The sequence below is a fragment of the Streptomyces sp. NPDC059668 genome (genome assembly GCF_042734135.1).
Lineage (GTDB): Bacteria > Actinomycetota > Actinomycetes > Streptomycetales > Streptomycetaceae > Streptomyces.
This window is the reverse complement of record NZ_JBHWEL010000052.1, coordinates 28,971-47,846: the sequence shown is the minus strand read 5'-3', so window position 1 is coordinate 47,846 and position 18,876 is coordinate 28,971. Positions and strand designations below refer to the sequence as shown.

General features: G+C 72.5%; 14 protein-coding genes. 4 read left to right on the top strand and 10 right to left on the bottom strand.

Features of this window, described 5'->3' with window-relative positions; all coding sequences use genetic code 11:
- The 4 genes from ACFV2J_RS29685 to ACFV2J_RS29670 form a co-directional block, all read right to left on the bottom strand.
- A partial coding sequence (locus ACFV2J_RS29685) for an AMP-dependent synthetase/ligase (RefSeq protein WP_385441518.1) occupies positions 1–1,988 on the bottom strand: 1,988 nt, incomplete at its 3' end.
- Positions 1,989–2,130: 142 nt separating this feature from the next.
- The gene (locus ACFV2J_RS29680; RefSeq protein WP_385091141.1) at positions 2,131–3,819 is read right to left on the bottom strand and encodes a von Willebrand factor type A domain-containing protein; all 1,689 of its coding nucleotides are present in this window, start codon (positions 3,817–3,819) and stop codon (positions 2,131–2,133) included.
- 162 nt (positions 3,820–3,981) lie between these two features.
- Positions 3,982–4,845 (bottom strand): ABC transporter permease, encoded by an 864-nt coding sequence (locus tag ACFV2J_RS29675; protein ID WP_385091138.1) that lies wholly within the window; start codon positions 4,843–4,845, stop codon positions 3,982–3,984.
- Positions 4,842–7,496, bottom strand: coding sequence for an alpha/beta fold hydrolase (locus tag ACFV2J_RS29670; protein WP_385441513.1), 2,655 nt, complete (start codon positions 7,494–7,496; stop codon positions 4,842–4,844). The genes ACFV2J_RS29675 and ACFV2J_RS29670 overlap by 4 nt, the downstream gene beginning before the upstream one ends.
- A 116-nt stretch (positions 7,497–7,612) precedes the next feature.
- Here ACFV2J_RS29670 and ACFV2J_RS29665 point away from each other — a divergent pair, with 116 nt between their 5' ends.
- A complete protein-coding gene (locus tag ACFV2J_RS29665; protein WP_385088780.1) occupies positions 7,613–8,023 on the top strand; it encodes a GNAT family N-acetyltransferase in 411 nt (136 codons plus the stop codon).
- Between the two features lie 4 nt (positions 8,024–8,027).
- Here ACFV2J_RS29665 and ACFV2J_RS29660 read toward each other — a convergent pair whose 3' ends face one another.
- Positions 8,028–9,437 carry an APC family permease gene (locus ACFV2J_RS29660; protein ID WP_385088782.1) on the bottom strand — a complete coding sequence of 470 codons (1,410 nt, stop codon included), beginning with the start codon at positions 9,435–9,437 and terminating at the stop codon, positions 8,028–8,030.
- Positions 9,438–9,864: 427 nt separating this feature from the next.
- Here ACFV2J_RS29660 and ACFV2J_RS29655 point away from each other — a divergent pair, with 427 nt between their 5' ends.
- The gene (locus ACFV2J_RS29655; RefSeq protein WP_385088784.1) at positions 9,865–10,707 is read left to right on the top strand and encodes a hypothetical protein; all 843 of its coding nucleotides are present in this window, start codon (positions 9,865–9,867) and stop codon (positions 10,705–10,707) included.
- 61 nt (positions 10,708–10,768) lie between these two features.
- Here ACFV2J_RS29655 and mmsA read toward each other — a convergent pair whose 3' ends face one another.
- From mmsA to iolC, 5 genes are read right to left on the bottom strand one after another with little or no spacing between them, the layout of a single operon-like run.
- Positions 10,769–12,280, bottom strand: coding sequence for a CoA-acylating methylmalonate-semialdehyde dehydrogenase (gene mmsA / locus ACFV2J_RS29650; RefSeq protein WP_385090773.1), 1,512 nt, complete (start codon positions 12,278–12,280; stop codon positions 10,769–10,771).
- A gap of 14 nt (positions 12,281–12,294) precedes the next feature.
- Positions 12,295–14,199 (bottom strand): 3D-(3,5/4)-trihydroxycyclohexane-1,2-dione acylhydrolase (decyclizing), encoded by a 1,905-nt coding sequence (gene iolD / locus ACFV2J_RS29645; protein ID WP_385090770.1) that lies wholly within the window; start codon positions 14,197–14,199, stop codon positions 12,295–12,297.
- Entirely contained in the window at positions 14,196–15,020 is an 825-nt protein-coding gene (gene iolB / locus ACFV2J_RS29640) for a 5-deoxy-glucuronate isomerase (RefSeq protein ID WP_385441507.1), read from the bottom strand. Before iolB ends, iolD begins: the two co-directional genes overlap by 4 nt.
- A gap of 7 nt (positions 15,021–15,027) precedes the next feature.
- Complete coding sequence (locus ACFV2J_RS29635; RefSeq protein WP_385090764.1) at positions 15,028–16,119, bottom strand: deoxyribose-phosphate aldolase; 1,092 nt, start codon at positions 16,117–16,119, stop codon at positions 15,028–15,030.
- On the bottom strand, positions 16,116–17,066 hold the full coding sequence (gene iolC / locus ACFV2J_RS29630; RefSeq protein ID WP_385090761.1) for a 5-dehydro-2-deoxygluconokinase: 951 nt from the start codon (positions 17,064–17,066) through the stop codon (positions 16,116–16,118). Before iolC ends, ACFV2J_RS29635 begins: the two co-directional genes overlap by 4 nt.
- 122 nt (positions 17,067–17,188) lie before the next feature.
- On the opposite strand from iolC, the gene ACFV2J_RS29625 reads away from it, so the two are divergent.
- Together ACFV2J_RS29625 and ACFV2J_RS29620 are read left to right on the top strand one after the other, a co-directional pair.
- Positions 17,189–18,118, top strand: coding sequence for a sugar phosphate isomerase/epimerase family protein (locus ACFV2J_RS29625; RefSeq protein ID WP_385090758.1), 930 nt, complete (start codon positions 17,189–17,191; stop codon positions 18,116–18,118).
- A 354-nt stretch (positions 18,119–18,472) separates the two neighbouring features.
- Positions 18,473–18,673 carry a helix-turn-helix transcriptional regulator gene (locus tag ACFV2J_RS29620; RefSeq protein ID WP_385090755.1) on the top strand — a complete coding sequence of 67 codons (201 nt, stop codon included), beginning with the start codon at positions 18,473–18,475 and terminating at the stop codon, positions 18,671–18,673.
- Positions 18,674–18,876 lie beyond the last annotated feature (203 nt).

The following is an 18,876-nucleotide window of genomic DNA, read 5'->3' as shown; positions in this document are numbered from 1 at the left end:
CGCGCCCGCCCCCCCCCGCGCCCCGCGCCCCCCCCCCCCCCCCGCGCGCCCCCCATCTTTTTGTTGTCCCCGCCCCCGACCCCGCCCCCCCCCCCCCCCGCGCCCCCCCCCGCCACCGCATGGCGCCTGACCTTCAGGGACGGGGTGAGCAGCCCGTTGTCCTCGGTGAACTCGCCCGCCACCAGGGCGAAGGCGCGGATGGACTCGGCGCGCGAGACCGCCCCGTTCGCGTGGTCCACGGCCTTCTGGACGTCGGCGCGCAGCAGGGGGTCGGCCACGAGTTCGGACAGCGGGGTGTCGGCGGGCCGTCCGCGGACGGCGAGCCAGTGGGCGACGGCGTCGGGGTCGAGGGCGATCAGGGCGGCGACGAAGGGACGCCTGTCGCCGACGACGACGCACTGGCCGACGGGCGGACGGCTGCGCAGCCGGTCCTCCAGGACGGCCGGGGAGACGTTCTTGCCGCCCGAGGTGACGAGAAGGTCCTTCTTGCGGCCGGTGACGGTCAGGTAGCCGTCCTCGTCGAGGGCTCCGAGGTCGCCGGTCGCGAACCAGTCGTCGCGCAGGACGGCGTCGGTCGCCGCCGGGTTGTTCCGGTAGGAGCCGAAGACGACGTCGCCCTGGACGAGGACCTCGCCGTCGTCGGCGATGCGGACCGCGGTGCCCGGGACCGGGAGGCCGACCGTGCCGGGGCGGGGGCGCAGCGGCGGCACGATCGTCGCCGCGGCCGTGGTCTCCGTCAGGCCGTACCCCTCGTAGACGATGATCCCGGCGGCGTAGAAGAAGAGATTGAGGTCGCGGTCGAGCGGGGCGCCGCCGCTGATGGCGTAGCGCATGCGGCCGCCGAGTTCCCGGCGGATCCGGCGGTAGACCAGCAGGTCGTACAGGGCCCAGGCCGCGTACAGGCCGGGGCCGGGGCCCTTGCCCGTCCCGAGGAACCTGTCCAGGCAGGCCTGTCCGAACCGGACGGCGACGCGGTCGGCGCGGTCGAAGGAGGCCCCGCGGCCGATCCTCTCGGCGGTCGCCCGCCCCGTGTCGTGGATCTTCTCGAAGAGGTAGGGCACTCCGACGAGGAAGGTCGGGCGGAACTGCCGCAGGGCGGGGCGGAGTTCGTCCGGTTTGAGGCTGGGGCAGTGGCCCAGTTCGATCCGTGCCGTCAGACAGGCGATCTGGAGGGTGCGGCCCAGGATGTGGGCGAGCGGGAGGAAGAGGAGGGTCGAGGCGGTCTGGCCGGTGACCTCCTCGAAGACGGGGTGCAGCAGTTCGACCGTGTTGGCGGCCTCGGCGTGCAGGTTGGCGTGGGTGAGGACGCAGCCCTTCGGCCGTCCGGTGGTGCCGGAGGTGTAGCAGACCGTCGCGACCGTGTCCGGGGTGAGCGCGGTGCGGCGCCCGGTGAGGTACTCGTCGGGGATGTCCCGTCCCTGGGCGGCGAGTTCGGCCATCGCTCCGGCGTCCAGTCTTCGCACGTCCGGGGGTTGGGGGTGCCGGGCGGTGCCGGTGGCGACGGTGTCCGCGTTCCCGGCGGTCTCGACGACCGCGAACCGTGCGCCCGAGTCCCTGATGATCCACTCCACCTGTTCGGCGGAGGAGGTCGGGTAGACCGGGACGGTGAGGCCGCCGGCCGCCCAGATCGCGAAGTCGAGCACCGTCCATTCGTAGCGGGTACGGGACATCACCGCGACGGCGCCGCCGGGTTCGAGGCCCGCGGCGATCAGTCCCTTGGCGGTGTCGGCGACGTCGCGGGCGAAGGCCGTCGCGGTGACCGGGTGCCAGGTGGCTCCCTCGCCGCGGCGCAGGACCACGGCGTCCGGGGCCTCGGCCGCGTTGGTGAAGGGCAGGTCGGCCAGGCTGCCGGTGGCGGGCCGCGGCGCGAGCGGGGTGGTGCGCACCTCGCGCACCACCCCGTTCCCGTCCCTGATCAGCTCGGTCTCACCGCGGGCCGCCAGGTCGGCCCGCCGGCGTGCCCGTTTCAGATCCTTGCGTACGCCCATGCCGGCTCCACCAGGTCGCAGGGTTCTTACTCCGGGGTCAACTTACCCACCCGTAACGGAAGTTCAATGGTCCCGGCACGAGCACCGGCGAGCCCGCGGGGCCGGCGGACCCCGGTCACCGGCCCGCCCGTCAGGCCTCCCGTCAGCCCGCCAGCCGGCTCGCCCGCTCGACCGAGTCGGCGAGGTCGCGTACCGCCCCGTCCTCCGCGGCGGACGCCACCGTGCGGGCCCGGCCGGCGAGTTCGGAGAGGGGGAGGGCGCCCGGCAGCGCGCTCCCGCGGTCGCCACCGTTGCGCAGGGCGTCGGCGAAGTAGGCGGCCACCGCGTCGACCTGGAGGCGGGGTGCGGAGGTCCACAGGTCGTCGTCGAGGGAGCCGGTCTCCAGCTGACCGGACTCCTCGTGCGGGGTGCGGGTACGGGGGTCGAGCCAGCGCACGCTCGCGGTGGCGAGGTGCCCGGCGGCGCCGGGCCGGGTGCGGACGGCGTAGAGCGCGGTGACCGTGTGGCCGGGACCGATCTCGCCGCCGTCCACCCGGTCGTCACGGAAGTCCTGGTCGGCCACCTGACGGTCGTCGTACCCGATGAGCCGGAACTGCCGTACGGTCCCCGGGTCGAAGGCGACCTGCGCCTTGGCGTCGCGGGCCGTGAGGTCGATGTTCTCGGGGAGCTGCTCGCAGAAGACCTTGCGGGCGTCGTCGGCGTTCGAGACGTACGTCGTGTGGCCGTCGCCCTTGTCGGCGAGGCGCTCCATGAGGGCGTCGCCGTACTCGCTGCCCACTCCGACGCCGAAGAGGGTGATGCCGTGCTCGCGGCGGGCGCCGGAGATGCGTTCCAGGATGGTGTCCGCGTCGGTCTCCCCGGTGTTGGCGAGGGCGTCCGAGATCAGGACGACACGGTTGGTGGCGCCCTTGCGCAGGCCCTCGACGGCGGTGTCGTACCCCGTGCGCACCCCCGCGCCGAGGTTGGTCGACTCCGTGGGTTCGAGCCTGTCGATCGCGTCGTGGACGCGGTCGCGGTGGTGGCCGAGGCGGGTCATCGGCAGCACGGTCTCGGCCTCGTCGCTGAAGGTGACCAGGGCGACCGAGTCGTCGTCGCGCAGCCGGTCCGTCATCACGCCGAGGGAGTCCTTGGCGAGGTCGAGCCGGCCCGGTTCGCCCATGGAGCCGGAGACGTCGATGACGAAGGTGAGGGCGGCGGGCGGGCGTTCGCCGTCCCGTGCGGCCGTGCGGGTGGCGAGGCCGACGCGGACCAGTGACCAGTCCTCGTCCCGGGTGCGGGCACCGTCGACGGTGACGGTGAAGCCGTTGCCGTCGGGGCGCCGGTAGTCCTGGCGGAAGCTGTTGACGAACTCCTCGGGGCGGACGGTGGCGGGGTCGGGCAGCCGTCCGTCGTCGAGGGAGCGGCGGGCGTAGCCGTACGACGCGGTGTCGACGTCGAGGGCGAAGGTGGAGAGGTAGTCGGGGGACGGCGCGATCTCCCTCCGCGCGTCGCCCGTCTGTTCGCCGTCCGGTTCGCCCTGGCCGGAGCCCGAGGTCCGGTTCGGGGCGGGCAGCGAGCCCGAATATCCGCCGGACCCGCGCGCCGCGCCGTCCGCGGAGCTGTGGCCGCCGCCGTCGCTCCCGCTGCACCCGGTGAGCAGCAGGCCACCCGTGAGGGTGAGGCCGATCAGGGTGCCGCGCAGTCGCCTCGGCCGGCCGGGGCGCTCCGGCCGCCCGGGGTGTTCCGGCCCCCCGGTGCGTTCGGGCCTTCCCCGGTGTCCCGGCCCCCCGGGGTGTTCCGTCCGTCCGGGGCGTACCGCCCGCCACGGTCGCCGTATGTGGTCGTTCCCCATCCGTGCCCCCTCGGTGAGTCGCCCGTCGGCCCGTGTACTGGGCCGATGTCTGTGACTGTGACGTCCGAGGAGGCTCCGGCGTGCGCCACGGAGCGTTGCGGATGGATCTCGAAGCGGCCACGAAGGGCGGCCGTCGAGACCGGTAGGTGACGCTCCGGAGATCTACGACACGATGTCCTTGCGCCGGAAACCCCGGAAGGCCAGGGCGAACAGGACCAGCGCGTACGTTACCGAAATCACCGTGCCCTTGATCATGCCCGACCACTCCAGATGCGGCTGGACGGCGTCGGCCCACGCGAACTGCCAGTGCGCGGGCAGGAAGTCGCGCCAGTGGCCGAGGGCGGTGACGGCGTCCAGGACGTTGCCGACGATGGTCAGGCCGACCGCGCCGCCGACCGCGCCCAGGGGCGCGTCCGTCTTGGTCGACAGCCAGAACGCGAGCCCCGCCGTGACGAGTTGGGAGACGAAGACGTACGCGATCACCACCAGGAGCCGCTGGGTCGCGGTGCCCGTGGAGAGCGCGCCACCGGTGGGGATCTCCAGCGGGCCCCAGCCGTAGGCCGCGGTGCCCACCGCCAGCGCGACGACCGGCAGCAGCACCATCGCGGCGAGGCTGAGGCCCAGCGCGACGGTGAGCTTGGACCACAGGAGCCGGGTGCGGGGCACCGGGGCCGCCAGCAGATAACGCAGTGAGGACCAGCTCGCCTCGGAGGCGATGGTGTCCCCGCAGAACAGCGCCACCGGGATGACCAGCAGGAAGCCGGCGGACACGAACAGGTTCACCGCGGCGAAGTTCGCGCCCGACGCCGTCGCCGTGTCCATCAGCGTGACCTGCCCGTTGCGGGAGCCGGGCCCGCCCCCGATCGCGAACGCGACGACGAGCACGAAGGGCAGCACCGCCAGGATCGCCCCCATGACGAGGGTGCGGCGGCGCTTGAGCTGCCGCAGCAGTTCGACGCGCAGGGGCAGCGTGTGCCGTGGACGGTAGCCGTCCGCGGTCTCGGCCCGCTCGGTGAGCGTGCTCATGCGGCACCTCCGATCAGGGTGAGGAAGGCGTCTTCCAGGCGGCGGTGCGGGCCGACCGACGCGACCGGCACTTCGAGCCGTACGAGTTCCACGACCAGGCGTTCCGCGCTGCCGTCCGCGTCGAGGCGGACCAGCAGCCCGCCCTCGGCGGCGACGGCCGAGGCCACGCCCGGCAGCGCGCCGACCTTCTCGACGACCGGCCCGTCCACGGGGGACGCCGTGCCGACGAGCAGGGTGTCGCCGGAGCCGACGATCTCGCTCACCGGGCCCGCCTGCACCAGCCGTCCGCGGTCCATGACCACCAGGTGGGTGCAGGACTGCTCGACCTCGGCCAGCAGATGGCTGGAGACGATGACGGTGCGGCCCGCCGCGGCGTAGCGGATCATGACCTCGCGCATCTCGCGGATCTGGGGCGGGTCGAGGCCGTTGGTCGGTTCGTCGAGGATCAGGAGGTCCGGCAGGCCGAGCATGGCCTGGGCGATGGCCAGGCGCTGGCGCATGCCTTGCGAGTAGGTGCGGACCGCGCGGGCCAGCGCGTCGCCCAGGCCCGCGATCTGGAGCGCCTCCGCCAGGTGCGCGTCCTCCGGCGGACGGCCTGTCGCCCGCCAGTACAGCTCCAGGTTCTCGCGGCCCGAGAGGTGCGGCAGGAAGCCGGCGCCCTCGACGAAGGCGCCGACCCGGGAGAGGACCGGCGCGCCCGGCCGGATCGCGTGGCCGAAGACACGGATCTCGCCGTCGTCGGGCTCGATCAGGCCCATGAGCATGCGCAGGGTCGTCGTCTTGCCCGCGCCGTTCGGCCCCAGGAGGCCCAGGACCTGGCCTCTTTCGACCCGGAACGACAGCTCCCGTACCGCGTACCGGTCCGCGGACTTCGCGTACCGCTTGCTCAGGTCGGTGATCTGGAGGGGGACTTCGGCGAGGACGGGGTCGGGCGCCCCCGGCGTCATGCGGCGGCGGCCGGTCAGCAGGAGCGCCAGGGCGACCAGCACTCCGGCCAGGGGGAGCCACCACACCCAGGAGGGCAGGGGCGCCGCGGCGGTCCGTACGCCGGGCGCCGTCGGGACCTTCAGGTCGCCCTTGAGGGAGACGGTGTACGTGGCCGGGGCGGCCGGTGAGGCGTAGCCGAGGTCCGTCGAGGCGAGGACCAGTCGCAGCCGGTGGCCCTTCTGGATCTCGTGGTCGATCGCGGGCAGGACGACCGTGACGTCCTTGCCCGCCTTGGCCCCCGTCACCCGCAGCGGGGTCACCAGCTGGGACGGCAGCACCGGCTGGGCACCGCCCGGGCCGACGTCGTACACCTTTCCGAAGAGGACGGCGTCGTCGGTGGTCGACGTGACGTGGACCTTGACGGTCGGTGATCCCGTGACGCGCAGGCCGGTGCGGAGGGGCGAGGACTCGAACCGCGCGTACTGGCCCGGGAAGTCGAGCGAGATGCCGACGCCGAGGGAGGAGAGCTGGGAGAGGCCACCGGCGCCGCCGAGTCCGGGGAGGGCGGAGATCGCGGGTGGACTCGCGCCCGCCGGGTTCTGGAAGCTCTGCTCCCGGCCGGTGCCGAGCGGGACCGTGTGCTCGGTGCTCTCCAGGCCGGGGTACGCGTCCGCGCTCGCGCCCTTCAACTGCACGGCGCCGTCGGTGGAGTCGATGCCTCCGGTGCGGGTGACGCGGAACGCGGGGCCGGTGTCGGCGTTCTTGTCGTCCTTCAGATAGCGGTCGAACCAGGAACCGACGCGGGCCTCGACCCGGCCGGTCTCCAGGTCTCCGCCGTCGTGGCCGCCCGCGATCCAGTCGACGTCCACGGGCGCGCCGTTGGCCCGGATCGCCTTGGCCATGGCGTCGGCCTGGCCGAGCGTGAAGAGGGAGTCGGTCTGCCCCTGCGTGATCAGCGTGGGCACCTTGACGCGGTCGGCGACGGCGGACGGGGAGCGGGCGTCGAGCAGGGCACGGGCCGCGGCGTCCGGCTTCCCGGCCTCCGCGACCCGGTTGTACATCGCGCACAGCTGCGGCTCGAAGTGGGAGCAGCCGCCGCCGGAGTTGATGAAGACGCCGGCCCAGAGCTTCTTGAAGACGCCGTTCGGGAAGAGGGCGTCCGCCAGGTTCCAGTACGTGATCGACGGGGCGATCGCGTCGACCCGCGGGTCGTGCCCGGCGGCGAGCAGCGAGATCGCCCCGCCGTACGAGGCGCCGGTGACGCCCACGCGCGGGTCGCCGGCCTTGTCGAGCCGGACCTCGGGGCGGGTGGCGAGCCAGTCGACGAGCTTCGAGACGTCGGCGACCTCGCCCGCGGGGTCGTTCAGTCCGATCCTGCCGCTGGAGCGGCCGAAGCCGCGCGCCGACCAGGTGAGCACCGCGTACCCGTCGCGGGCGAGCTTCTCGGCCTCCTGCCGTACGTCGTCCTTGCTGCCGCCGAAGCCGTGCCCGATCAGCACGGCGGGGCGGCGACCGGAGCCCGCGGTGAAGTACGAGGTGTCGATGCGCACCCCGCCGCCCAGGGCCATGACGCGGTCGGAGCGGTGGACGGCCGGCCCGTCGTCCGAGGCCACAGCCGTCCACGTACCGGCGCCGGCGAGCACGACGACGGCGGCCGCCGCGGTCGTCCACCGGCGCCGCGTCCGCGGTGCGGGCCCGCGCAGTCGGGGCAGTCGAAGATCCATGCGTCAACGGTACGGGCCGCCGCCGGCAACCGATGCCGCCGCCGGTCGGAACCCGCGCCCCTCCTGCGGGAGTAGACGTCGCCTCCGGCGTACCGCGCCCGTGGTACGAACGGCCCATGGAGATTCGCCGCGCCACCTCCGTCGCCGAACTCGTGGCGGCCGAGCACCTCTTCGACCACTCCGTGCGCCCCGAGTGGGCCCGGCGTTTCCTGGACTCCCCGGGCCATCACCTGCTCCTGGCCCACGAGGACGGCGGCCCGGTCGGTTTCGTCAGCGGTGTCGAGACCGTCCACCCCGACAAGGGCGCCGAGATGTTCCTGTACGAGCTGGAGGTCGCCGGGCCCTTCCGGCGGCGCGGGACCGGGCGGGCGCTGGTCCTGGCGCTCGCGGCGCTCGCCCGCGGACGCGGCTGCTACGGGATGTGGGTCGGTGTGGACACCGGGAACGACGTCGCCCTTGCCGCGTACCGCAGTGCGGGAGGCAAGGACGACGGGACGTGCACGGTGGTGACGTGGGACTTCACCTGAGGGGTCAGGCCTGCGCGTCCTCGGGGATCGACACCAGCCAGCGGGTCTCGCGGCGCGGTCGCAGGTAGAGGGCCCAGTAGAGGGTGGCGACGGCCGTGATGCCGCCGGTCCACACGAGGTAGACCGTCTCCTGCTGGCTGAGGATGTAGGCGAGGACGGCGATCAGCAGGACGGGCACGGCGGGCCACAGCGGCATGCGCCAGGCGGGGGTGTGGGCGTGGCCGCCGCGCCGGGCGAGCAGCGCGGCGACCGCGACGAGCAGGTACATGGCCGTCACGGACACGCCCGTGACGCCGTACAGCGTGTCCAGGTTGACGAAGCAGAGGGCGGCGCCCGGGACACCCACGAGGAGGGTGGCGACCCACGGGGAGCCGAAGCGGCCGAGCCGGGAGAGGCCCTTGTTGACCGGTCCGGGCCAGGCCCTGTCGCGGGCCGAGGCGAACAGCACCCGGGAGTTCTGGATGACCATGACGATGCCCGCGTTGATGATCGCGAGGGCGACGCAGAGGCTGACGAAGGTGCCGACGGCGGAGTTGGACCAGGCGGTGACCATGGTGCTGATGTCGCCGCCGGTGAGGGCCGAGAGGTCCGGGGCGCCCATGGTGATCGCGACGACCGGAACGAGGATGATCACGGACGAGATGGCGAGGGTGGCCAGGACCGTGCGGGCGACGTTGCGGCGCGGGTTCTCCAGTTCCTCGGAGAGGTAGACCGCGGTCGAGAAGCCCTGGGTGATGAAGAGGGCGATGGCGAGTCCGGAGACGACCAGCATGGCCGTCACGGTGTCCGTGTGGCCGCCGGAGCCCGCGACCTGCATCGAGACCAGGCTGCCCGCGCCCCGCTGGCTGTGCGCGAAGCCGAGGACGGCCACCACGCCCGCCGCTATGACCTCCAGGACCAGGAAGATTCCGGTGATCCAGGCGTTGGCCCGCAGGTCGAGCAGGCCCGCGAGGGTGGCCAGGAGCATCACGCCCGCACCGGCGAGCGAGGGGTCGAGGTGCACGATCGGCGCCAGGTAGTCCGCGGTGCCCATCGCGATCACCGGCGGCACGATCATGACGACGAGCAGGGAGAGCACGAAGACCAGCCAGCCCGCGAGGCGGCCGGCCAGCGTGGAGACCATGGCGTACTCGCCGCCCGCGCTGGGGATGAGGGTGCCCAGCTCCGAGTAGCAGAACGCCACGGCGATACAGAGCAGCGAGCCGATCGCGATGGTGAGCGCGGTCGCGGTGCCGAGGGACGAGAACAGGTCGGGCACGACCACGAAGAGCGTTGAGGCGGGTGTCACGCAGGAGAGCGTGAGCAGGGTGCCTCCGACGACGCCGATGGAGCGCTTGAGCTTCTGGGGGCTGTCGGAGGCCGTGGAGGCGGTGTCCGGGGCAGCGGTCTCGACAGGGCGGAGCGTGTCGGTCATGGAGCGGTTCCGATCGACTCGTGCGTCAGGTGGTTCGGGCGGGAGCGCTATCGCCTCCGGCGGCTCGTGTCGTACGTCTCGTCGTCCGCTCCCGCGTTGATGGAACCTTGACGGAAACCGTCGCGTCAATGGCCGTTTACCTTCGGAATTCGCAGTAGCGGAGCGACGCACACCGCATCGTTTTCCCAGGCCTTGAAGGCTTTCCGTGCCAATCATCAATACGCGATGGAGTGTGACCTTGCTTTCAAAGGTCAGGTCTCTGATTCACCTGCGGTACCCGTTTCATCACCGCATGGCGAGAACCGCAGTCGAGGCAGCGAAATTGACCAGGATTGGTCCGCGCTCCGGGACCTCCGGAGTGCGGCTCTGTCGGAGCCCGCCCCTAAAGTCCTTGATCACACAGGAAGCATGGACAGGGGTGGGGACGATGAGGTACTGGCGAGGCGCGGTCTGGGCCGGGGTGGCGGCGGTGGCGCTGGCCGGGACGGCCGGGTGCGGTGCGCAGGCGACGAAGGGGACGGCCGACGCGGTCGGCCACGCCGGCGCGATCATGGCGGCCCTGGGGCGGGCGACGGACCGGACGGACGCCCTGGGCTCGGCCGAGGTCAGAATGACCACCGCGGTGAAGGGCGGCGCCCCCATAGCCATGGACGGCACGTACTCCTGGGGCGACGGGTACGCGTACGACGTCGAGATGGACACCAAGGCCGCGAAGATGCAGACGCTGACGGACGATCCGTCGATCCGCGCGCTCTTCGTGGACGGCGCCTACTACTACGACACCGACCCGCAGCCCTCCGGCCCGCTCAAGGGCAAGGAGTGGATGAAGGTCGACGGATCGGCCGTGTTCGGCGAGAAGGGCGCCCAGGCGCTGAGCGGAAGCTCGGGCGCCGGCAGCCCGGCGGCCATCATGCGGGGTCTGAAGTACGCGAGCGACGTCCACGACCTCGGCGGCCAGACCGTCGACGGGAAGAGCACGACCCACTACCGGGCCGTGATCGACAAGGACCACCTCGGCAGGGCCAAGGACGCCTTCGCGTCCGGGGACGACACCCTCTTCGACTCGGCGACCGGGGGCATCGACTCGATCACCATGGACGTCTGGGTCGGCGCCAAGGACCTGCCGGTCCGCCTCAGGGAAGTGATCGGCACCATGACGGTCACCATGGACTTCGAGAAGTTCGGCGCCACCGCCGACGTGAAGGCCCCGCCCGCCGCACAGACCGGTGACGTCACCGACCTGATGAAGAAGGCCGCCGCGCAGCGGTAGGCCGGACACGACGGTGCCCCGCCCCTCTGTGCGAGGAGCGGGGCACCGGGGCCGTACGGCCTCAGTGGTTGCGCGGGAAGCCCAGGTCGACCCCGGACGGCGCCTCCGACGGGTCCGGCCAGCGGGTCGTGACGACCTTGCCGCGGGTGTAGAAGTGCGTGCCGTCGTTGCCGTAGATGTGGTGGTCCCCGAAGAGGGAGTCCTTCCAGCCACCGAAGGAGTGGTAGCCGACGGGCACCGGGATCGGCACGTTCACACCGACCATGCCCGCCTCGATCTCCAGCTGGAAGCGGCGGGCCGCCCCGCCGTCCCGGGTGAAGATCGCGGTGCCGTTGCCGAAGGGCGAGGCGTTGATGAGGGCGACACCCTCCTCGTACGTCTCCACGCGCAGCACGCACAGCACCGGGCCGAAGATCTCGTCCCGGTAGGCGTCCGCGGTCGTGGGCACCTTGTCGAGCAGCGAGAGGCCGATCCAGTGGCCGTCCTCGTGGCCCTCCACCGTGTAGCCGGTGCCGTCGAGGACGACCTCGGAGCCCTGCGCGGCCGCGCCGTGGACGTAGGACGCCACCTTGTCGCGGTGCGCCGCCGTGATCAGCGGGCCCATCTCGGAGGCCGGGTCGTTGCCGGGACCGATCTTGATCTTCTCGGCGCGCTCGCGGATCTTCTCCACCAGCTCGTCGCCGATCGCGCCCACCGCGACGACCGCGGAGATCGCCATGCAGCGCTCACCGGCCGAGCCGTACGCGGCCGAGACCGCGGCGTCGGCGGCCGCGTCCAGGTCGGCGTCCGGCAGGACCAGCATGTGGTTCTTGGCACCGCCCAGGGCCTGGACCCGCTTGTGGTGCGCGGCGGCGGTGGTGTGGATGTAGCGGGCGATCGGCGTCGAGCCCACGAAGGACACGGCGGCCACGTCCGGGTGCTCCAGGAGCCGGTCCACGGCCACCTTGTCACCGTGCACGACGTTGAAGACACCGTCGGGCAGGCCGGCCTCGGCCAGCAGCTCGGCGAGCTTCATCGCGGCCGACGGGTCCTTCTCGGACGGCTTCAGCACGAAGGTGTTGCCGCACGCGATGGCGATCGGGAACATCCACATCGGGACCATGGCCGGGAAGTTGAACGGCGTGATGCCCGCGACGACGCCCAGCGGCTGCCGGATCGAGGCCACGTCGACCCGGGAGGCCACCTCCGTGGACAGTTCGCCCTTCAGCTGCACGGTGATCCCGCACGCCAGGTCGACGATCTCCAGGCCGCGGGCGACCTCACCGAGCGCGTCCGAGTGCACCTTGCCGTGCTCGGCGGTGATCAGCTCGGCGATCGCGTCCCGGTTGGCGTCCAGCAGCGCGCGGAACTTGAAGAGGATCGTGGTCCGCTTCGCCAGCGAGGACTGGCCCCAGGTCGCGTAGGCGTCCTTCGCCGCGGCGACCGCGGCGTCCACCTCCGCCACGGTCGCGAAGGCGACCCGTGTGGTCACGGCGCCGGTCGCCGGGTCGGTGACCGGCCCGTACGTACCCGACTCGCCCGCGGCGTTGGCGACGGGCTTGCCACCGATCCAGTGGTCGACGGTCTTCGTCATGGCCAAGAACTCCTTCACAGATGGCGGCGTCGGGCGGCGACGTGCCGGTCGTACTCCTCACGCGCCTTGACCGCCGACGCTCGGGTCGCGGTCTCGGCCACGGGTACATCCCACCAGGCTTGGGCCGGGGGCGCGCCCGACACTGTGTCTGCCGTTCTGGTCTCCACGTAGACACAAGTGGGAGTGTCCGCGGCGCGGGCCTCGGCCAGGGCCGAGCGCAGGTCACGGACGGTCTTCGCGCGCAGCACGCGCATGCCGAGGCTGGCCGCGTTCGCGGCGAGATCGACGGGCAGCGGGGCTCCCGTGTACGTACCGTCCTCGGAACGGAAACGGTACGCGGTGCCGTACCGCTCGCCGCCCACGGACTCGGAGAGACCGCCGATCGAGGCGTAGCCGTGGTTCTGGAGGATGAGGACCTTGATCGCGACGCCCTCCTGCACGGCGGTGACGATCTCGGTCGGCATCATCAGATACGTGCCGTCGCCGACCAGCGCCCACACGGGACGGTCGGGTGCCGCCAGCCGGACGCCGATCGCGGCCGGGATCTCGTAGCCCATGCACGAGTAGCCGTACTCGACGTGGTACTGGTCCCGCGACCGCGCCCGCCACAGTTTGTGCAGGTCACCGGGGAGCGAGCCGGCCGCGTTGATCAGGATGTCGTCTTCGGTGACCAGTTCGTCGAGGACGCCGAGGACCTGCGGCTGGGTGGGGCGCAGGTCGATGTCCTCGGCCTCGAACGCCGCGTCGACGCGGTACTCCCAGCGTTCCTTGTCGTCCTTGTACTCGGTGACGTACCCGGGCTCGGCGCGGTGCTCGTGCAGCAGGAGCGCCTCGGTGAGGGCCTCGAGCCCGGCCCGCGCGTCGGCGACCAGTGGTATCCCGGAGAGCTTGTGGCCGTCGTAGGGCGCGATGTTGACGTTCAGGAAGCGGACGCCGGGGGCGGTGAACAGCGTGCCGGAGGCGGTGGTGAAGTCGGTGTAGCGGGTGCCGACGCCGATCACCAGGTCGGCCGTGCGGGCGAGCTCGTCGGCGGTCGCGGTGCCCGTGTGGCCGATGCCGCCCACGTCCTGCGGGTGGTCCCAGCGCAGCGACCCCTTGCCCGCCTGGGTGGAGGCGACCGGGATCCTGGTGGACGAGGCGAGTTCCGCGAGCGCCTCCTCGGCACGGCTGTGGTGCACACCGCCGCCCGCGACGATCAGCGGGCGCCGGGCCTCGCGGACCGCCGTGACGGCGGCGGCCAGCTCGGCCGCGTCGGCCGCCGGGCGGCGCACGGTCCAGGTCCGCTCCGCGAAGAACTCCACCGGCCAGTCGTACGCCTCCGCCTGCACGTCCTGCGGCAGCGCGAGCGTGACGGCGCCGGTCTCGACCGGGTCGCTGAGCACGCGCATGGCCTGCAGGGCGGCCGGGATCAGCGCTTCGGGACGGGTCACCCGGTCGAAGTACCTCGACACCGGGCGCAGACAGTCGTTGACCGACACATCGCCCGCGTACGGGAGTTCGAGCTGCTGGAGCACCGGGTCCGCGGGGCGGGTCGCGAAGGTGTCGCCGGGCAGGAGGAGCACCGGGAGGTGGTTGATCGTCGCGAGCGCCGCGCCCGTGACGAGATTGGTCGCGCCGGGGCCGATGGACGTGGTCACGGCGTGCGCCGACAGCCGGTTGCTCTGCCGCGCGTAGCCGACCGCCGCATGGACCATGGACTGCTCGTTGCGGCCCTGGAGGTAGGGCATCTCGTCCGGGTACTCGACGAGCGCCTGCCCGATCCCGGCGACGTTGCCGTGGCCGAAGATGCCCCAGGTGGCGCCGATCAGCCGCTGCCGCTCGCCGTCCCGCTCCGTGTACTGCGCGGCCAGGAACCGCACCAGCGCCTGCGCGACCGTCAGCCTGGTCGTCGTCGACACCTCGTCCTTCGGCTCTTTCATCGGTAGCCCTCTGTGCTTTCTGCGTGTCCCGGGTGGAAGCAGATCCGCCACTCCCGCTCCTCGCCCGGTCCGGCCATCACGTTCAGGTAGTACATCGCGTGGCCGGGCTGGGCGATGGACGGGCCGTGCCATCCGTCGGGGACGAGCACGGCATCGCCGGTGCGGACCTCGGCGAGGACGTCGGTTCCGCCCTCACGCGAAGGGAATACGCGCTGATAGCCGAATCCGTTCGGGCCGTCGATCTCGAAGTAGTAGATCTCCTCGAGCTCGCTCTCCTCGCCCGGCCGGTGCTCGTCGTGCTTGTGCGGCGGATACGAGGACCAGTGGCCGCCGGGGGTGATGACCTCGACGGCGATGAGCTTGTCGCAGTCGAAGGCGTCGGCCGAGGCGAAGTTGCGCACCTGGCGGGCGCAACTGCCGCTGCCGCGGTCTTCGACGGGGACCTCCGGCGCGGGGCCGTAGCGGGCGGGGAGTCGGCGCTCGCACTTCGCTCCTGCCAGGGCGAAGCGGCCTCCCGCGCCGGAGGCGATCTGTGCCCGGGCGTCTCGGGGCACGTACGCGAAGTCGGTTACCCCCGCGAACACGCTTTCCCGACCCAGGATTTGGAACTCTTCGTCCTCTGTGCGCACCGTACAGGCGCCGTTCAGCGGAAGCACGATCCACTCGCTGTCACCTGTGGTGAACGTGTGCGTGCCGCCCGGCTCCAGCTCCACCACGCGCAGGCTGCTGTGCGTCCAGCCGGCCCGCTCGGGGTCGATGTCGACGGCGTACGGCCCCCCGGCGGTGGCGCCCTTGGGGACGTACAGGTCGTTGCTCGTCATCGGATCCTCACAACAGTCCTACGGCGGTGTCCACCGCGGCGGTCACATCGCCGTCGGCCGGGTACAGCAGTGAGCGGCCGACGACCAGGCCCTGCACGGTGGGGAGCTGGAGCGCGCCGCGCCACTTCTCGTAAGCGCCCTCCTGGTCCTCGCCGACGTCGCCGCCGAGGAGCACGGCGGGCAGGGTGGAGGTCTCCATGACCCGGGCCATGTCGTCCGGGTTCTCGGTGACGGGGACCTTCAGCCAGGTGTACGCCGAGCTGCCGCCCAGGCCACTGGCGATGGCGATGGACTTGATCACGGCGTCGGAGCTCAGATCGTTGACCAGTCTGCCGTCCGCACGGCGACGGGAAAGGAACGGTTCCACGAAGACCGGGAGTTGACGCTCCGCCATCTCGTCTATCGCACGGGCGGTGGACTCCAGGGTGCGCAGCGAGCCCGGGTCGTCGTAGTCGATGCGCAGCAGCAGCTTGCCCGCGTCGAAGCCGAGCCGCTCGATGTCCCGCGGGCGGTGGCCGGTGAAGCGGTCGTCCAGCTCGAAGGAGGCGCCCGCCAGGCCGCCGCGATTCATCGAGCCGAGGACCACCTTGTGGTCCAGGGCGCCGAGCAGCAGCAGGTCGTCGAGGATGTCCGCGGTGGCGAGCACGCCGTCGACGCCGGGGCGGGAGAGGGCGAGGCAGAGGCGTTCCAGCAGGTCGGCGCGGCTCGCCATGGCGAACTTGCGGTCGCCGACGGCGAGCGCCCCGCGGGCCGGGTGGTCCGCGGCGACGATCATCAGCCGGCCGGTGTCGTCGAGGAGCGGCCGGCGCGGGCGGCGCGCGGCGGCCTCGGCGATGGCCTCGGGGTGACGGGCGCGCAGTCGGACGAGTGCGGCGACGTCGACGTCCTGAGGGCTCCCGGCGTCGGCGTGGCCGGCGCGCCGGAGGCGGCTGTCGTGCCGGGCGGGGCCGGTGGGCGTGCCGGGCGTGGCGTGTGCGCCGCGCCCGGTGTCGCCGTCATGTCCGGTGTCGCCCGTGCGGCCGTCGTGCCCGTCACGGCCGCCCTGATGTCCGTACGCCGAGGGGTCGCCGCCCTCGTGCCCCACGCGTCCCGCCCTCATCGGACCGCTCCCGCCGCGAGGGCGTCCTCGACCTCTTCGGGGGTCGGCATCGCGGAGGAGCACTCCAGCCGGGAGGCGACGATGGCGCCCGCGGCGTTCGCGTGCCGCATGATCCGCTCCAGGTCCCAGCCGGAGAGCAGGCCGTGGCAGAGGGAGCCGCCGAAGGCGTCACCGGCGCCCAGGCCGTTGAGGACGGTCACCGGGAGGGGCGGGACCTCGGCGGACGTACCGTCGCGGTGGACGGCGAGGACGCCCTTGGGGCCCTGCTTGACCACGGCGAGTTCGACACCGGCGTCGAGGAGGGCGCGGGCGGCCGCGTGCGGTTCGCGCTCGCCGGTGGCGATCTCGACCTCGTCGAGGTTGCCGACGGCCACGGTGGCGTGGCGCAGGGCCTCGGCGTAGAAGGGCCGGGCGGAGTCGGGGTCCTTCCAGAACATGGGACGCCAGTCGAGGTCGAAGACCGTCGTGCCGGACCTGTCGCGGTGGGCGAGCGCGGCGAGCGTCGCCGTGCGGCTGGGCTCCTCGCTCAGGCCGGTGCCCGTCATCCAGAAGATGCGGGCCTCGCGGACGGCGCCCAGGTCGAGGTCGTGCGCGTCGAGCTCCAGGTCCGGGGCCTTGGGCTGCCGGTAGAAGTACAGGGGGAAGTCGTCCGGCGGGAAGACCTCGCAGAACGTGACCGGTGTCGGCAGGCCGGCGACCGGGGTGACCCAGCGGTCGTCGACGCCGAAGTCGCGCAGCGCCTCGTGGAGGTACACGCCGAAGGGATCGTCACCCGTGCGAGTGATCACCGCCGTCTCGCGCCCCAGCCTGGCCGCCGCGACCGCGACGTTCGTCGCCGAGCCGCCGAGGAACTTCCCGAAGGACGACACCCTCGCCAGCGGGACCCCCGTCTGCAACGGATACAGGTCCACACCGATCCGTCCCATGGTGATCAGGTCGTACGCCATCGAGTTCCCTTCGCTTCGGCCTCCCCAAGGTCTAGCCCCGCGCGGGACGCCCTGTCAACGGTTTGTCCAGACATTCGGACCAGGCCTTGACACCTCACCGGGGCCGTCGGAAGCTGACGCCCATGACGTCGTTGTCACCGCAGACATCACCCCAGTCCTCACTGTCCCGCATCCGGATCGGTTCGGCTCCGGACTCCTGGGGCGTGTGGTTCCCCGACGACCCGCAACAGGTCCCCTGGCAGCGCTTCCTCGACGAGGTCTCGCAGTCCGGGTACGAGTGGATCGAACTGGGCCCGTACGGCTATCTGCCGACCGACCCGGCCGTTCTCAAGGAGGAGACCGCGCGGCGCGGGCTCACCGTGTCGGCCGGCACCGTCTTCACCGGGCTGCACCGGGGGCCGGAGGTGTGGGACGCCACCTGGGCGCACGTCTCCGACATCGCGGCGCTCACCCAGTCGATGGGCGCCGAGCACCTCGTCGTGATCCCGGCCTTCTGGCGGGACGACAAGACGGGCGAGGTGCTGGAGGACAGCACCCTCACGCCCGCGCAGTGGCGCGATCTGACCTCCCAGACCGAGCGGCTCGCCCACGAGGTGCGCGAGCGCTACGGGCTGCGGATCGTCGTCCACCCGCACGCCGACACGCACATCGACAGCGAGGAGAACGTCACCCGCTTCCTCGACGCGACCGACTCCTCGCTGGTGTCGCTGTGCCTCGACACCGGCCACTACGCCTACTGCGGCGGCGACAGCGTCAAGCTCATCGAGACGTACGGGGAGCGCATCGGATACCTGCACCTCAAGCAGGTGGATCCGGCGATCCTGGCCGAGGTGCGGGCGAACGAGGTGCCGTTCGGGCCCGCCGTCGCCCGGGGCGTGATGTGCGAGCCGCCGTCCGGTGTACCGGCCCTGGAGCCGGTGCTCGCGGCCGCGCAGAAGCTCGACGTCGACCTCTTCGCGATCGTCGAGCAGGACATGTACCCGTGCCCGCCGGACAAGCCGCTGCCGATCGCCCTGCGGACCCGGGCGTTCCTGCGGTCGTGCGGGGCCTGACGGGGACTCCGCCGGGCTCGCGGGCGGACGGGGGCCGCGGAGGCGCGGGGGCGCGGGAACGACGGACGGCGGACGGCGAGCCGGGGTCGTAGGCGGGGGCGGTGAGTGCGTCCGCCCCGCCCGCACACACGCGACGCCCCCTCCCATTGCGTCACCTGTGTCACAAATGCCGCCTTCTTGTCACACATGTCCCGTGTACGCGGGTCTTGCGTCACACCCGGTCGACAAGCACTGCCCTGCGCTCACGCTGTGTCGTTCACCGGGCACAGGCTTTGTGATCACCAGCGCAGCGCCCGGCTCCCCCGACGGCCACCCCCCGGCCGCCGCCGTGGCGCGCGCAGGGAGGTGCCACTCATGACCGACCGAAAGCTCTGGTCGTACAAGGAGATCGCGGCGCACATCAAGGTGCAGCCGGACACCGTGCGGTCGTATCGCAAACACGGGCTGCTGCCTCCTCCGGACCACGTGGAGAGCGGGAAGCCCTACTGGTACCCGGACACCGTCCGCGCCTGGGTCGCCTCCCGCCCGGGAAACCGCGGCCGCAGATCCGACTGATCCCACCCGGCCGCCCGCCCGCGGTCCCTGTCCTTGCTCCTGCCCCCGCTGCGTTCACCGTCCCCGTCCTGTCCCGTCCCGCCCTGTCCCGCCCTGTGCCGGGGGGGGGGGGCGCGGGGTCGCCCGGGGGGGGGGGGGCCGGCCCCGGGGCCCCGGGGCCCCGGGGGGGGGGGGCGGGCCCGGGGCCCCCCCGCGCGCGGCCC

Bases quoted from the DNA above. Each gene is read 5' to 3' on its own strand.
- ACFV2J_RS29655 (WP_385088784.1), top strand. From the start codon at position 9,865: ATGAGGTACTGGCGAGGCGCGGTCTGGGCCGGGGTGGCGGCGGTGGCG.
- ACFV2J_RS29620 (WP_385090755.1), top strand. From the start codon at position 18,473: ATGACCGACCGAAAGCTCTGGTCGTACAAGGAGATCGCGGCGCACATC.
- ACFV2J_RS29675 (WP_385091138.1), bottom strand. From the start codon at position 4,845: ATGAGCACGCTCACCGAGCGGGCCGAGACCGCGGACGGCTACCGTCCA.
- mmsA (WP_385090773.1), bottom strand. From the start codon at position 12,280: ATGACGAAGACCGTCGACCACTGGATCGGTGGCAAGCCCGTCGCCAAC.
- iolC (WP_385090761.1), bottom strand. From the start codon at position 17,066: ATGGCGTACGACCTGATCACCATGGGACGGATCGGTGTGGACCTGTAT.
- ACFV2J_RS29665 (WP_385088780.1), top strand. From the start codon at position 7,613: ATGGAGATTCGCCGCGCCACCTCCGTCGCCGAACTCGTGGCGGCCGAG.
- iolB (WP_385441507.1), bottom strand. From the start codon at position 15,020: ATGACGAGCAACGACCTGTACGTCCCCAAGGGCGCCACCGCCGGGGGG.
- ACFV2J_RS29660 (WP_385088782.1), bottom strand. From the start codon at position 9,437: ATGACCGACACGCTCCGCCCTGTCGAGACCGCTGCCCCGGACACCGCC.
- ACFV2J_RS29670 (WP_385441513.1), bottom strand. From the start codon at position 7,496: ATGGATCTTCGACTGCCCCGACTGCGCGGGCCCGCACCGCGGACGCGG.
- ACFV2J_RS29680 (WP_385091141.1), bottom strand. From the start codon at position 3,819: ATGGGGAACGACCACATACGGCGACCGTGGCGGGCGGTACGCCCCGGA.
- ACFV2J_RS29635 (WP_385090764.1), bottom strand. From the start codon at position 16,119: ATGAGGGCGGGACGCGTGGGGCACGAGGGCGGCGACCCCTCGGCGTAC.
- ACFV2J_RS29625 (WP_385090758.1), top strand. From the start codon at position 17,189: ATGACGTCGTTGTCACCGCAGACATCACCCCAGTCCTCACTGTCCCGC.
- iolD (WP_385090770.1), bottom strand. From the start codon at position 14,199: ATGAAAGAGCCGAAGGACGAGGTGTCGACGACGACCAGGCTGACGGTC.